14 protein-coding genes are annotated in these 14,380 nt (G+C 30.6%); 9 read left to right on the top strand and 5 right to left on the bottom strand.

The window, feature by feature from the left end:
* Window position 1 precedes the first annotated feature (1 nt).
* The 5 genes from proB (at window position 2) to JAO71_RS04760 (ending at window position 5,020) form a co-directional block, all read left to right on the top strand.
* Window positions 2-781 (top strand): glutamate 5-kinase, encoded by a 780-nt coding sequence (gene proB / locus JAO71_RS04780; protein WP_028606567.1) that lies wholly within the window; start codon window positions 2-4, stop codon window positions 779-781.
* Between the two features lie 15 nt (window positions 782-796).
* On the top strand, window positions 797-1,996 hold the full coding sequence (locus JAO71_RS04775) for a glutamate-5-semialdehyde dehydrogenase (RefSeq protein ID WP_202999270.1): 1,200 nt from the start codon (window positions 797-799) through the stop codon (window positions 1,994-1,996).
* A 135-nt stretch (window positions 1,997-2,131) separates the two neighbouring features.
* On the top strand, window positions 2,132-3,184 hold the full coding sequence (locus tag JAO71_RS04770; RefSeq protein ID WP_202999262.1) for a hypothetical protein: 1,053 nt from the start codon (window positions 2,132-2,134) through the stop codon (window positions 3,182-3,184).
* A gap of 32 nt (window positions 3,185-3,216) precedes the next feature.
* Window positions 3,217-3,768, top strand: a complete 552-nt coding sequence (locus tag JAO71_RS04765; RefSeq protein ID WP_054851970.1) for an RNA polymerase sigma factor — start codon at window positions 3,217-3,219, stop codon at window positions 3,766-3,768.
* On the top strand, window positions 3,758-5,020 hold the full coding sequence (locus tag JAO71_RS04760) for a hypothetical protein (protein ID WP_202999260.1): 1,263 nt from the start codon (window positions 3,758-3,760) through the stop codon (window positions 5,018-5,020). Before JAO71_RS04765 ends, JAO71_RS04760 begins: the two co-directional genes overlap by 11 nt.
* A gap of 52 nt (window positions 5,021-5,072) precedes the next feature.
* Here the strand turns inward: JAO71_RS04760 and JAO71_RS04755 are convergent, their stop codons facing one another.
* Entirely contained in the window at window positions 5,073-5,720 is a 648-nt protein-coding gene (locus JAO71_RS04755) for a hypothetical protein (protein WP_202999258.1), read from the bottom strand.
* A gap of 119 nt (window positions 5,721-5,839) precedes the next feature.
* Here JAO71_RS04755 and JAO71_RS04750 point away from each other — a divergent pair, with 119 nt between their 5' ends.
* The 4 genes from JAO71_RS04750 (at window position 5,840) to rpe (ending at window position 9,176) form a co-directional block, all read left to right on the top strand.
* On the top strand, window positions 5,840-6,808 hold the full coding sequence (locus JAO71_RS04750) for a hypothetical protein (RefSeq protein ID WP_202999256.1): 969 nt from the start codon (window positions 5,840-5,842) through the stop codon (window positions 6,806-6,808).
* 240 nt (window positions 6,809-7,048) lie between these two features.
* Entirely contained in the window at window positions 7,049-7,912 is an 864-nt protein-coding gene (locus tag JAO71_RS04745) for a sigma-70 family RNA polymerase sigma factor (protein ID WP_028289079.1), read from the top strand.
* A gap of 151 nt (window positions 7,913-8,063) precedes the next feature.
* Window positions 8,064-8,471 (top strand): BLUF domain-containing protein, encoded by a 408-nt coding sequence (locus tag JAO71_RS04740; protein WP_028606573.1) that lies wholly within the window; start codon window positions 8,064-8,066, stop codon window positions 8,469-8,471.
* A 42-nt stretch (window positions 8,472-8,513) separates the two neighbouring features.
* Window positions 8,514-9,176, top strand: a complete 663-nt coding sequence (rpe, locus tag JAO71_RS04735) for a ribulose-phosphate 3-epimerase (protein ID WP_054851974.1) — start codon at window positions 8,514-8,516, stop codon at window positions 9,174-9,176.
* A gap of 188 nt (window positions 9,177-9,364) precedes the next feature.
* On the opposite strand, the gene JAO71_RS04730 is transcribed toward rpe, so the two are convergent.
* The 4 genes from JAO71_RS04730 to ftsA form a co-directional block, all read right to left on the bottom strand.
* A complete protein-coding gene (locus JAO71_RS04730) occupies window positions 9,365-10,246 on the bottom strand; it encodes a zinc-dependent peptidase (RefSeq protein WP_202999254.1) in 882 nt (293 codons plus the stop codon).
* Between the two features lie 151 nt (window positions 10,247-10,397).
* Window positions 10,398-10,847 (bottom strand): GatB/YqeY domain-containing protein, encoded by a 450-nt coding sequence (locus tag JAO71_RS04725; protein WP_028289083.1) that lies wholly within the window; start codon window positions 10,845-10,847, stop codon window positions 10,398-10,400.
* Window positions 10,848-10,994: 147 nt separating this feature from the next.
* Entirely contained in the window at window positions 10,995-12,980 is a 1,986-nt protein-coding gene (gene ftsZ / locus JAO71_RS04720) for a cell division protein FtsZ (protein ID WP_116824065.1), read from the bottom strand.
* Window positions 12,981-13,052: 72 nt separating this feature from the next.
* On the bottom strand, window positions 13,053-14,378 hold the full coding sequence (gene ftsA, locus JAO71_RS04715; RefSeq protein WP_028289085.1) for a cell division protein FtsA: 1,326 nt from the start codon (window positions 14,376-14,378) through the stop codon (window positions 13,053-13,055).
* Window positions 14,379-14,380 lie beyond the last annotated feature (2 nt).

Genomic DNA, 14,380 nt, shown 5'->3' with positions numbered 1-14,380 from the left:
AATGGAAGATGACATTAAGCGCGTGGTTGTAAAAGTAGGTACCAATGTGCTAACAAATAAAGATAATAGAATATTAGGACCAGTATTAAGGGAATTAGTAAGACAAATTGCTGTACTGTATGAACGTGATATCAAAGTCGTTTTAGTATCCTCAGGTTCAGCAATAGCTGGAAAAGAAATTTTAGGAAACACAAAAATTGAAGACTCTTCAATACGACGTCAAGTCTACTCCTCTGTAGGTCAACCCAGAATGATGAGACATTATTATAGTATTTTTCATGATTACGGAATGCGTTGCGCACAAGTATTAGCCACAAAACGAGATTTTGACTTAGGTAAATACAGAGAAAACATGATTAATTGTTATGAAGGTTTACTGTCCGAAGGTATAACACCTATCGCTAACGAAGATGATGCTGTATCATTAACCATGTCCATGTTTACAGATAATGATGAGTTAGCTAGTCTTGTTGCAGAATTGATTGATGCTGATAGGCTAATTATTTTATCAGACACAGACGGATTATATACAGGACATCCAGATGACGAAGACTCTGTTAAGTTACACGAAGTTAAAACCAATGAAAATGTCGAAAAATATGTTTGTGCTTCAAATAAAAAAGAAGGTGAAGGTCGTGGTGGAATGGCTTCAAAATTAAGAATTGCAAAGGTGACAGCACGTAAAAACATACCAACATATATTGCTAATGGTAAACGCAAAAATGTTATGGTAGACATTATAAATAATAAACAAATTGGCACAAAATTTATTTGTGCCTAATTAAAATACACAACAATGAAACTTTTAAATACAGATACTAAAAACAATGTTTTAAAATCTATGTTACAGATTTTAGACAATGAACGAGAAAATATTATTGCTGCAAACAAAAAAGATTTGGACGCTTTTAATAAAGAAGATCAAGCTTTATTTGATCGTTTAATTGTAAACAACAAAAAAGTAAATGAAATGATTGAAGCTGTCAAGGCAGTTTTAAACCAAGAAGATCCTGTTGGAAAAGAGCTATCTAACTTAACGCTTAAAAACCAACTTAATGTTGTTAATACAACTGCACCTTTTGGTACCATTTTAATTATTTACGAATCTAGACCTGATGTTACTATTGAAGCTTCTGTCTTAGCCTTTAAAGCCAATAATAAGATTTTATTAAAAGGAGGTAAAGAAGCATTAAATAGCAATCTAATATTAGAAAAATGTTGGCACAAGGCTTTAGAGTACAATGGATTATCTAAAGACTGGATTAAATTATTACACTTAAAAAGAGACGAAACACAAGCCTTTTTAAAAAATCCTACTGAACAATTAGATCTAATTGTGCCAAGAGGTGGTGAGCGCTTGATTAATTTTGTAAAAACACATGCTACGTGTGCTGTTTTAGTTAGTGGTAGAGGTAATAACTTTTTATATGTGTCAGAACAGGCTGATTGGAGTAAAGCTGTAGGTGTTATTATAAACGCAAAGACTGATAAAATCTCTGGATGTAATGCTTTAGATAAAGTTTTAATTAATAAAAACATACCAGAATATGAGTTAAAATTAGAAATGCTTCAACAAAAATTAGAGCAACATAAAGTTACTGTAATGTCTGACAATAAGGTTAACAAAATTTTAAATTCAACAAAAAAAATAACAGAAGCTAATGTTTGGAATGAGGAATTTTTAGCTAGAAAATTACTTATAGGAGAAGTTTCAGATTTAGACGAAGCTATCAAAATGATTAACACACATTCCGGAAAACATTCGGCAGCAATCATAACCGAAAACAACAATGAAGCTTTACAGTTCATGAATCAAGTTGATAGTGCTGCAGTATACCATAATGCCTCAACAAGATTTACTGATGGAGGACAAATGGGTGTTGGTGCAGAGTTAGCCATAAGTACAGACAAACTGCATCATAGAGGACCATTGGGACTAAAACAACTGGTAACCAATAAGTATTATGTTTTTGGTGATGGCCAAGTTAGAGTTTAATAAAAAAAGTAAACTTAAATTATCTTTAACATTGAATAAATAAAAAAACCTCAACTTAAATTGAGGTTTTTTTTATGATTTGACGCAACCTTTTTGACTTTTACAGACTATAGGTAAAGACAAAAAGCTAAAATCATGAAAAAATCTATTAATCTATTAATTGCTTTCACATTATTAATCTCTTTTTTTGCTTGCCAAAACGAACCAATTGGCGGAATTGATATCAGTGCAGAAGAAACAATAGCTGTTAATTCTGAACTCTATAACAATTTAGCAAGAATAACAGATAATCCTGAAAGCGACTTACCAACAACATGCGTAAATTTCAATTATCCAATAACAATGTATACTTTTAATCCTGAGTTACAATTATTGGCTACTACTTTAATTGAAAATGACGCTTTATTTTTAACCTACTTAAATAACCTTGAAGAAGATTATTCTATTAGTTTAAGCTACCCAATTACAACCCAACTTGAAGATGGGACTACTTTTACTATCAACAACAATGAAGAACTAAAAGAAAATATTGAAGCATGTATTGAAGATATTAAACTTATTGAGTCTGAAGCTGTATTGCAATTAATAAACAATTGTGTTTGGAAAGTTGGATACACTAGAAACACAGATAATCCTTACTTAGGCGCTATATTTAATGAAGATAATGGGTCTACTGCATTTACATATAATGAACAATTACTTTTTGGATCATGGACTACATTATTTATTGAAAATGAATTACACATTAACATTAGTTTAAATAATAGTGCAGAAGTTGGCGAATATTTTAACTTTGACTGGAAAGTTGAGTACCTAGACTCTAATTCAATACAATTGACAAATGGTGACAAATCTTTTGTAATACATCAGTACTGTGATGATGATTATGCATTATGTACCAATTTTCTTTTTGAAGAATGTGAACTAGAAGACAATTTAGACGTTGCCGAATTTACCTTTGACGATTATAACTTCTGTATTAATAACATTCTTCAAACAGATGATTCAATTACAGATCTTATATTTTTTGAAACTGAAGATGATGCGATAAATAACACAAACGCTATACCATCTGATCAAATGTATTTAAACACATCACAGTTTCAATATATTTATGTACGTGTGCAAAACTTAGCAGATGACAATTATTATGTAGTTAATATTTACTTGGTAGCAACACCATGTTAATACTAAATTAAAAAATGATTTAAACAATAATATTGGAACTAGAGCAACTTATAAAATCCTGCAAAAGGAACAACCTAAAAGCACAAGGTGATTTATATCAAAGATATAAGGACACATTGTACCTTCAGTGTTTAAAATATTCTAAAAACAAAGAAGAAGCTCAAGACAATTTACACGATTCGTTTATTGAAATATTTAAAAGTATAAAAAAGTACAAAAATAAAGGGTCCTTTGAAGGATGGATGAAACGTATTACCATCAACCTAGCTATTAATAAATACAAAAAAGAAGGACCCTTAAATATTATAATTAATAATGATATATTAGAGGACACTACTGTTACTGACGAGGAATTAAATCTTGAATTGACTAATATTTTAAACTGTATACAAGAGCTACCTAACCAATACAGACTAGTGTTTAATTTATATCAATTAGATGGTTATTCTCACAAAGAAGTTGCAAAACTTTTAGGTATATCAGTTAATACATCAAAATCAAACTTACACAGAGCAAAAGTGTTATTAAAGGAAAAAATCATTAAATTAAATCAAACCAAACCTAGATTATACTATGGAAGTTAATAAAGACATTGGTAACGGAATTAAGGACCGACTTGAGGATCTTAATATGACTCCTGACACTATGGTTTGGGATAAAATAGAAATAGACTTGAAAAAGAAAAAGAAAAAACGCTTTGCTTATTTCTGGTTCCCTATAGCAGGTGTTTCAATATTAGCCTTGATTTTTATTTTATTTAACACTAACGGTTCAATCAATAGTAAAACAAACGTTACAAAAGGTAATAAACAAGCACTAAGCCCAAAACCTGAATTAAAAACAAAAGACTTAAATGTCATAAGTAATAATTCTAATCTAAACGTTAATTCAACAAAAAACAGCAATAATAATACTACTAAAAACATTCAAGTTACAACTACTAACAATAGCATTACAGTAAGCAATAGTTATTACATTAATAACAAAACCGTAAGTAACAAAAATAATACACCTTACAACAACCCTAAATTTGGGACTAATAAAAACAATACTAATATAGCATTTAAAACTATACCAAAACAACTAAGTTTAAATAGTAGTCAAGAGCTTAAAAACAGTAATGGTAATGGTAATGATAATGGTAATGGTAATGGTAATGGTAATGGTAATGGTAATGGTAATGGTAATTTAAAGAATACAAAAAAAACAGATAGTTTAGTCAACATAAAGACTAAAGACAGTGTATCAAATGAGAATAAGTTAAAAGAAGAAAAAAACTCAAAAAAAGACAGTATTAACACACCTGAACTTAGACGTTGGAGTGTGTTACCTTTTGCATCAATAGATCAATTTAGTAGTTTTAATCATGCTACAACTAATAATACATCAAGTAATTATGGTATTAAATTTAATTATTTGGCTACAGAAGATTTATCGTTAAGAATAGGAGTTTCTAAATTAAATTTAAACTTTACAACCAATGAAGACACCTTTAATTTTACCGAAAAAATAAGCTATATAGAAATCCCTTTAGAAATAAAACAAAAATTAATAAGAGGAAAAATTAACACATCTATTGTTGCAGGTGTCAGTTATTTACTACTAGAAGATGCTTCAATATACACTGATGGAATACCCAACAATTTAGGCATAGATAGTATAGAAAATACTAACATGTCTGTAAACTTAGGTTTAAGTTTTGATACTTTGATTATTAACAAACTTCATTTTGTCATAGAGCCTATGTTTAAATACCATTTTAAACCCCTGGAAAATAGGTTAAAGTCCAAAACTTATACACTTTCTATTCTTGGTGGTTTAGAGTACAAATTTTAAATAAATTAGTCTACAAAGCCTATCATTAATGATAGGCTTTTTTTTGAGACCATCAAAAACTATATAATATTCTGGGAGTTAAACTTAAATTTCCAATATCTTGCCTTAAAGCGCCTTCTATTTTATAAGGCGTGTAATTTAATCCAATACTAAAGGTTAACTCTTCGTTGTTTCTAAACTTTTTGACATAATCTAAATTTGGAGACAGTAACAATGCTGTCACAACTTCGTATTTTTCCTCATCTTCATTACCTGAATAAAAAGGATTTCTAGCATCCGTTTTAATTATGGAAGCTCCAATACCCAAACTAATATGAAATTGATTGTCCTCCTTTTGACTAAGGTTTTTATTAAACCTCAACATTGGATTTATCATAAAAGAAGCTTTTGCTTGAATGGTATCTAAAGTTCTTACATATTTAAAAGGTTGTTTTTGATCCGGAACTATAAATTGCAATCCAAACTGAAGCGATTTTTTTTCAGTCACCGGAAAATCTAAACTAAGTTCCACCAAAGGAGACACACCAAAATATTTTGATAAATCGCCTTGTGGCAACAAAACACCTCCTCCTATTTTAAAAGTTACACGTTTAAAATAATCCTGATATTGATTACTGTAGGGTTTATAAATGGTATCGTTTTGAGCGTTACTAAAAGGCATAATAATTATAATAAAAAGTATAAATAATATATGTTTCATGATAAAAAGATTTATTTAGTTGAGACCAAAACTATTGTTATAATCACGTTTTAAATGGTCCAATTCACAAATTGAAAAACTAAATTTTGCGATAATCACAAATTTTATTATTTTTAATCATGTTTCAAACTGCCTTTTTAGAGTTTTTAAAAACCGAATTACCTAATAACACCTCAACTATCGATGCTGTCGCTACTGCTTTAGATATTAGTTATGATGCTGCACATAGACGTTTAAGCTTGAAAAGTAAATTGTCTTTAGACGAAAGTATTACCTTGGCTAAATACTACAACATATCTTTAGACAGGTTATTTGAAACAACATCTACTGAGTTTGTTAGTATTGAAAAAACAAAACACATTGAAAACGAGTCGCAATTACAACAGTATTTTGAGGATTCTTACCAATCTTTATTACCCTTATTAACGCTAAAGGATAGTAGCATACTATATTCAGCAAAAGACATTCCTTTATTTTATAACTTAAATGGTGATGCACTAAGTCGGTTTAAATATTATGTTTGGCTTAAATTGTTAAACCCAAAATTAGCGACTAAAAGCTTTGATAATTTTGCACCAAGCACTTCACTAATCATAGCTGGCAAACAATTAGCTAGCTTGTATAATAATTTAAATACTCAAGAAATTTGGGATGTTACAACTATAAATAGTACACTAAAACAAATTCATTACTACTATCAAGCTGGACAAGTTAACTCTAATACTGCTTTAGAATTATGTGATTTATTAAAACAATTAATTCAATCTATTTTTAATAAGTTGTTGTCCAACACTAATCCTTTTATGTTATTTTACAATGAATTACACTTAATGAATAATCATGTTTTAGTTAGCGCTACTAATAGCCAACTACTTTACGTCCCTTTCACCTTATTATCTTATTACAAAACCGAAGACAAACACACTTGTCAAGAGGCTGAACGCTTTTTAAAAAAGCAATTACAAAACAGTAAATTATTAAATACTGCTGGAGAAAAGGAACGTAACAGTTTTTTTAATAAGCTATTTGCAAAAATTGAAGCTTTAAAACAACTTATTACTGCTACACAACTTTTAGATTTTGAGTAAGTCGCAACAGTAAGCGCGTTAAGGATGGTAGTGGCATCCTTTTTTGCTTTTTTTACAAAAAAGATATAACGGACAGCCTGACGTTTTTAAGCCTTTTTTGGGGCTTAAAAAGGGAACGCCAAATAAAAAAAGAGAAGAGATTGAAAAATAATCGTCAGTTTTTGTAACAAATTATATCTTTGCTACGTATAACTAATGATAGCAATATATTCATTAAGATTAAATATCACACTTTTTTAGATGAGACAACTTAAAATTACCAAGCAGGTTACTAATCGTGAGACTGCATCGTTAGATAAATATCTACAAGAAATTGGAAAAGTTGACCTAATTACTGCTGATGAAGAGGTAGAATTAGCGCAACGTATTAAAGCTGGAGACCAGATAGCACTAGAAAAGTTGACTAAGGCTAACTTACGTTTTGTTGTATCTGTGGCTAAACAATACCAAAACCAAGGGTTAACACTTCCGGATTTGATTAATGAAGGAAACTTAGGATTAATTAAAGCTGCACAACGTTTTGACGAAACACGTGGTTTTAAATTTATATCTTATGCTGTTTGGTGGATTAGACAGTCTATTTTACAAGCTTTAGCTGAACAATCTAGAATTGTACGTTTACCGTTAAACAAAATTGGTTCTATTAATAAAATTAATAAAACTTTTGCTCACTTAGAGCAAGCTCATGAACGTCCACCAAGTCCAGAAGAAATTGCTAAGGAATTAGATATGACTATTAACGATGTTAAAGAGTCAATGAAAAATTCTGGTCGTCACGTAAGTATGGATGCGCCTTTAGTTGAAGGTGAAGACTCTAACTTATATGATGTTTTAAACTCTGGTGAGTCACCAAATCCTGATCGTGAATTATTACACGACTCTTTACGTACTGAAATTGAGCGTGCTTTAGAAACCTTAACACCACGTGAAGCTGATGTTATTAGACTATACTTTGGTTTAGGTAACCAACATCCAATGACTTTAGAAGAAATTGGTGAAACTTTTGACCTAACCAGAGAGCGTGTTAGACAAATTAAAGAAAAAGCTATACGTAGATTAAAACATACGTCTAGAAGTAAAATATTAAAAACTTACTTAGGTTAACACCTAAGTTACGATAACAAACAGTTATTCATAACTGTTCGTTTTTTGATTGATGAAGAACCCGAAGCTGATTACTTCGGGTTCACTCATTTTAGACTTTTACTATTATATTTTATAAACTTTTTTATATTTACTGTCAAATATTACCATTATGTTAAAAACTATCTGTTATAAAAGTGAAGCTAACTCAAGGCTTGAGCTTATGGATTTTGAAGCACTTTTTAACCAAACGCAATTAAAAAATGATAGTCATAACATTACTGGTGTTTTGGTTAAAAAAGGGGATTTGTTTTTTCAGATATTGGAAGGCAATCCAATTATTTTGGACACAGTGTATGAGGATATAAAAAAGGACCACAGACACTCAAAACTCACCGAATTATTAAACAAGCCTATTAAACAACTTAATTTTAAGTCTTTTGATATTGGCTATTCTGTTATTAAGGATACTGAAACCTTATATAGTCTACAAAGTTTTATTAAAACTTTACAGGATAATAATGTTGAGAACAGTGATTTCTTTTTTAAAATTATTGAATCCCTTTTAGAGGACAACTAATAAAAAGTAGTAGTTTTGCAAAACAACACAAAACTAAAATAAATGTCTTCAAAATTAATTGCTCCTTCCATGTTAGCTGCCGATTTTGGCAACCTACAACGTGATACCGAAATGGTAAACAATAGTGATGCAGATTGGTTTCATATAGATGTAATGGATGGTCACTTTGTACCAAACATATCTTATGGAATGCCTGTTATTGCTGCTATTAAAAAACATGCCACTAAACCTTTAGACGTGCATTTAATGATAGAAAAACCTGAACGTTACATTGAGGAGTTTGCTAAAGTAGGTGCAGATATTATTACTGTACACCATGAGTCTACTGTACATTTACATCGTACTCTTAGACAAATAAAAGATGCTGGTTGTAAAGCTGGTGTCGTACTTAATATTACTACTCCTGTAAGTGTTTTAGAAGACATCTTACCAGAATGTTATATGGTATTATTAATGTCTATTAATCCTGGTTTTGGTGGACAAAAATTTGAAAATGTAACCTACCAACGTGTTAAAAAACTTAGAGCTATGATTGATGCCCAAGGTCTTGACACAAAAATTGAAATTGATGGTGGTGTTACTGATAAAAATATAAAGCAATTGGTTGATGCTGGTGCTGATGTTTTTGTTGCTGGTAGTCATGTTTTTAAAAGTGATAATCAACCAGAAACAATTAAAAACCTTAAAGCTTTAGCTAACTCATAATATCAAAAAAAAGGCTCCAATATTTTGGAGCCTTTTTAAATTACTTAATAAATTGATTATTTACCCTAAAACTGATTTTTTAAGTAATTTACAAATGTCATTATTATAGACATATCTTTTATTATCTATGATATAAAATTAAGATAATGCTTTGTAATTAAATATGACATATATCAGTTTAAGAGCTATTAATACCCTTTAAAATTAAAGTTAAGCATTTGCTTGACCTTATTATATATTTGAGGAAATTGAGTTTTAAATTGCCTAGGTGTTTCGATAAAGTTCTCTACCACTACTGCAATAAATTCAAAGTTATTTTCAAATGCGTAATCTCTGAAATAATCTGAGTTTACCATTTTATTTTTATAAGATTGGTTAGTCTTTAAAAAAGATTCTAATTCTTCAATTCCTCTTGTAAACAAGTAGGCTGTTACATCGTTACTATATTTAGGCTTTAAGTAACTAATATGTAAAGCATGTATAAACTCATGTATACCTAAATTTAAATTATCATCCTCAATTTTGTAACCTATTACAAAATCCTCCCATGAAAGGATTACTGCTCTAAAAGCAGGATTAAAATGCCCTTTGTGGTAATTATCATCTAGATTAGAATAAAATACAGAAGGATAAATTAAAATTTTATCTACAAATTTTATAGAATAATCCCGATAACCAAATGTTAACATTATAGCTGTTGCAGAGACTAATACACGATGATCTTCTTGGATAATGACTCCGTCTTTACCAATAAACTCTGTATATTTTATAAACTTGTGCAATCTGTGCCTAAAATAACGTTGTTCATTTTCATTTAAACTATTATAGAATTTAAACTCAGATTCTAATATGCCTCTTTGAACTGAAGTAACATCATTAACTTTTAAGTACAAATGTCTTATTAATGGTTTTCCTCCAAAATAATCTATATAAATACTTTCAATAAATTTAAACAACCAGATTGTACCAGCGACAATAACAAAACAAACAATTAATATAGTTAATACACCTAAAACATATTTATAGACCAATGGATTTTCTTGAAGCTCGGTATTTACTGATTGAAGCATTAACATTATATTTTTTTATAGAACAAAATACCATTTTAATTACTAACACAAATGTTTTTAAAAACAAAAAAACCTCATTGAAATTAAATTATTCAATGAGGTTTAAATTATAAAACTCCAGAAGAAGCTTACAATATATTTATCTTCTTAATTAAGCCAACTTAGCTTTTACTATTGTTGAAATGGTTTTTCCATCTGCCTTACCAGCTAGCTGTCCACTAACCATTCCCATTACTTTACCCATATCTTTCATGCCTTCTGCACCAATGCTAGCAATAATTTGCTCTACAACTGCTGTGATTTCTTCAACACCCATTGCTTCAGGTAAAAACTGACTTATAACCTCAGCTTCTGCTAATTCTGGCGCAGCTAAATCTTCGCGTCCTTGATCTAAAAATATTGCAGCACTATCCTTACGTTGCTTTACTTGCTTTTGTAAAATTTTAAGCTCTTGCTCTTCTGTCAATTCTTGTTTAGCTCCACTTTCTGTTTGCGCTAATAATATAGCAGATTTTACTGCTCTTAAAGCTGTTAACGCTACTGCATCTTTACTTTTCATTGCCTCTTTTAAGGCTGTCATTATATCTTTAGATAAACTCATTGTAATATTGTTTTGAAATACGAAGATACTAAATTGTTATTATTTTACTGACTATACTTAACATAGTCAAGAGATAAATTTACACAAATAAAAAGCCAAAAAGCTTAAGTAAGCTTTTTGGCTTTTTAATAAATTAATACTTAAGAATTAATCTACATTATCATGTAAAAATGAATTATTACTTCTTAATTGAATATCATCATTATCATCTACACCTAAAGATGTTCTAGAAATATTATTATCTGAAGAATGTTGTCTATTTTCTAACTCTAAACCTTGACGTTTATAAGCTGGAATTTTCTCGATATCTTCAATTTTAGAACTATTAAATTTGTGATTGAAGTTTTTCATTTTCTTTCTACGCTCATCAGCTCTGCTTTTTAACAATTCTGAAATCGGTGTATTCATTGGGTCTACTTCTGTTTCGACCTCTGGTAAAATTTCTTCTATTTTAACCTCTTCGTTTACAACCACTTTTTTCTCAAACACTACATCTTCTTCTACCTTAGGTTTAGACTGATTAGTTTTGTTTACAACAATTTCTTCTTCTTCAAAATCGTCTAAAGTATATCTAACTTCTTCCGTTTGATTGCTTTGAACAGTTGGAGTCACTTCTACAAAATCATTAACATCAATGTTACTAACCTCTTCTGATAAATCTAAAATCACTGGTTTTTCCTCTTCAACAACTGGTGTAGCTTCTGGCTCTGATATAGGCATATCAAAACTTAAAGTTATTTGCTGTTTTTGCTCTTGTGGAATGTCGTCTATTTTTTGTTTTACAGCATTAGTGCTTGTAATATTAAATTGTGCATTCTCATCTACTAAAGGATCAACCTGCGTAAAATTAACATCAATATTTTTTAAGGCTTCAGTTGTTGGAATAACATCATTATTTGGTGCTGTTCGGTTTTGACTGTTCACCTGAGCTATTTCTATATTTGATAATTGATCTTCAGTTTCTTCATCAACATCTAAAGTATGTTTTACAATTGCTTTAGGTGGCTCTGGCTTAATTACTGGTTGACTTGCAACTATTTTTGAAGCTGGTACGTTAGGCTTTTTAGTTAAATCTTGTTCCATGTTTTGGTCGTCTTCCAAAGCATGAATTACTTTTTTAGTTTCGGTATTAGAAATTTCATTTTGTTGTTCTACATCAAAACCTGTAGCAATAATCGTTACAGAAATTGATTCTTCAAGATTTTCGTCCTCACCAACACCCATGATAATGTTTGCACCATGACCAGCTTCATTTTGAATGTGGTCATTAATTTCTCCTATTTCATCGATAGTAATTTCTTGAGCACCAGAAACGATTAGCAACAATACGTTTTTGGCTCCTGTAATTTTATTATCGTTTAATAAAGGCGAATCTAATGCTTTTGATATTGCTTCATGAGCACGATTTTGACCTGATGCAGATGCAGAACCCATAATAGCTGTACCACTATTACTTAATACTGTTTTAGCATCACGTAAATCTATGTTTTGTGTATAGTGATGTGTTATTACTTCTGCAATACCACGTGCTGCAGTGGATAACACCTCGTCAGCTTTAGAGAAACCAGCTTTAAAACCAAGGTTACCATAAACTTCACGAAGTTTATTGTTATTTATAACTACTAACGAATCTACTTCTTTACGAAGTTTTTCGATACCTTCTTGAGCTTGCTCATTACGCATTTTTCCCTCAAATTGAAAAGGCATAGTAACAATACCAACAGTCAAAATGTCTAAATCTTTAGCCATTTTAGCAATTATTGGTGCTGCTCCTGTACCTGTTCCTCCACCCATTCCGGCTGTAATGAAGATCATTTTTGTATTGGTATCTAACATACGTTGGATGTCATCAAAACTCTCTACAGCAGATTGTTCTCCTACGTTTGGATTGGCTCCTGCACCAAGTCCTTCTGTTAAATTTAAACCTAATTGAATTTTGTTTGGTACACCACTATTTTGTAATGCTTGTGCATCTGTATTACAAATAACAAAATCAACCCCTTTAATGCCTTGTAAGAACATGTGGTTGATTGCGTTACTTCCACCTCCTCCAACACCAATAACCTTAATGACGTTAGATTGGTTTTTAGGTAGGTCAAATGCTATGTTTTCGAATTCGTTGTTGCTGCTCATAAATTCTATTTTACTGGATCAATTATTATTATTCTAGCGATACATACATCGCTTATTGTATTATTATTTAAATTACTCTGCGTTATCTAAAAAGTCTTTGACTTTATCAGTAAACGTCTCTAAAAACGATTTTCTTCGTTTTTTTGGTGGTTCTATTTTTTCTTCTTCTGGCATTTCTTGATTTGCCTCTTTTACTTCTTGTATTTGTTCTTCAATTTTTTCTTCAATTTTGATACGGTCTTGGCGTTTTAGTCCATCCATAACTAATCCTACTGCTGTTGCAAATAATGGACTTGTGATAGCATCATCACTATCTCCAGCAAGATGCTCGTTTGGATACCCAATTCTGGTGTCCATACCAGTAATATATTCTACTAATTGCTTTAAATGCTTTAATTGGCTTCCTCCACCTGTTAAAACTATACCTGCAATTAATTTCTTTTTTTGTTCTTCGTGTCCATAATTTTTTATTTCTACAAAGACTTGCTCAATAATTTCTACAACTCTTGCATGTATTATTCTAGACAAGTTTTTAAGCGTAATTTCTTTTGGATCACGTCCCCTTAATCCTGGTATTGAGACAATCTCATTGTCTTTATTTTCTCCTGGCCAAGCACTACCAAATTTTATTTTTAATAGTTCGGCTTGTTTTTCTATAATAGAACACCCTTCTTTTATGTCTTCAGTTATAACATTACCTCCAAATGGTATTACAGCTGTGTGTCTTATTATTCCGTCTCTAAAAATTGCTAAATCTGTTGTACCTCCACCTATGTCTATTAATGCAACACCAGCTTCTTTTTCTTCTTGACTTAATACTGCATTTGCACTTGCAAGAGGCTCTAGAGTGATTCCTTCTAATGTCAAGCCTGAACTTTGTACACAACGTCCAATGTTTCGGATAGACGAGACTTGACCTACAACAACATGAAAATTGGCTTCTAAACGTCCACCATACATACCGATTGGTTCTTTAATTTCGGCTTGACCGTCAATTTTATATTCTTGGGGTAATACATGAATAATTTCTTCACCAGGAAGCATGACTAATTTATGTACTTGATTGATTAGTCTGTCTATATCATTATCGTCAATTACAGTATCACTATTTGGTCTAGTAATATAGTCGCTATGTTGTAAACTTCTAATATGTTGTCCTGCAATACCAACAGTCACACCTTCTATTTTTAGTGCTGCTGCAGCTTCTGCTTCTTGGATTGCTAGTTGTATAGACTGAATGGTTTGTGTGATATTATTTACAACACCACGATGTACACCCAAACTTTTAGATTTACCAATACCTAAAATTTCGACTTTACCATATTCATTTTTACGACCTATCATAGCCACAATTTTTGTGGTTCCGATATCTAATCCTACTGACAAGTTTTGTTCCATAA

Source organism: Olleya sediminilitoris (assembly GCF_016785945.1).
Taxonomy (GTDB): domain Bacteria; phylum Bacteroidota; class Bacteroidia; order Flavobacteriales; family Flavobacteriaceae; genus Olleya; species Olleya sediminilitoris.
This window is presented reverse-complemented; position numbering and strand designations above follow the sequence as displayed.

Coding starts and splice junctions, on each gene's coding strand:
- JAO71_RS04770 (WP_202999262.1), top strand. CDS start 2,132: ATGAAAAAATCTATTAATCTATTAATTGCTTTCACATTATTAATCTCT.
- JAO71_RS04730 (WP_202999254.1), bottom strand. CDS start 10,246: ATGCTTCAATCAGTAAATACCGAGCTTCAAGAAAATCCATTGGTCTAT.
- JAO71_RS04750 (WP_202999256.1), top strand. CDS start 5,840: ATGTTTCAAACTGCCTTTTTAGAGTTTTTAAAAACCGAATTACCTAAT.
- proB (WP_028606567.1), top strand. CDS start 2: ATGGAAGATGACATTAAGCGCGTGGTTGTAAAAGTAGGTACCAATGTG.
- JAO71_RS04775 (WP_202999270.1), top strand. CDS start 797: ATGAAACTTTTAAATACAGATACTAAAAACAATGTTTTAAAATCTATG.
- rpe (WP_054851974.1), top strand. CDS start 8,514: ATGTCTTCAAAATTAATTGCTCCTTCCATGTTAGCTGCCGATTTTGGC.
- JAO71_RS04725 (WP_028289083.1), bottom strand. CDS start 10,847: ATGAGTTTATCTAAAGATATAATGACAGCCTTAAAAGAGGCAATGAAA.
- JAO71_RS04745 (WP_028289079.1), top strand. CDS start 7,049: ATGAGACAACTTAAAATTACCAAGCAGGTTACTAATCGTGAGACTGCA.
- ftsA (WP_028289085.1), bottom strand. CDS start 14,378: ATGGAACAAAACTTGTCAGTAGGATTAGATATCGGAACCACAAAAATT.
- JAO71_RS04755 (WP_202999258.1), bottom strand. CDS start 5,720: ATGAAACATATATTATTTATACTTTTTATTATAATTATTATGCCTTTT.
- JAO71_RS04760 (WP_202999260.1), top strand. CDS start 3,758: ATGGAAGTTAATAAAGACATTGGTAACGGAATTAAGGACCGACTTGAG.
- JAO71_RS04740 (WP_028606573.1), top strand. CDS start 8,064: ATGTTAAAAACTATCTGTTATAAAAGTGAAGCTAACTCAAGGCTTGAG.
- ftsZ (WP_116824065.1), bottom strand. CDS start 12,980: ATGAGCAGCAACAACGAATTCGAAAACATAGCATTTGACCTACCTAAA.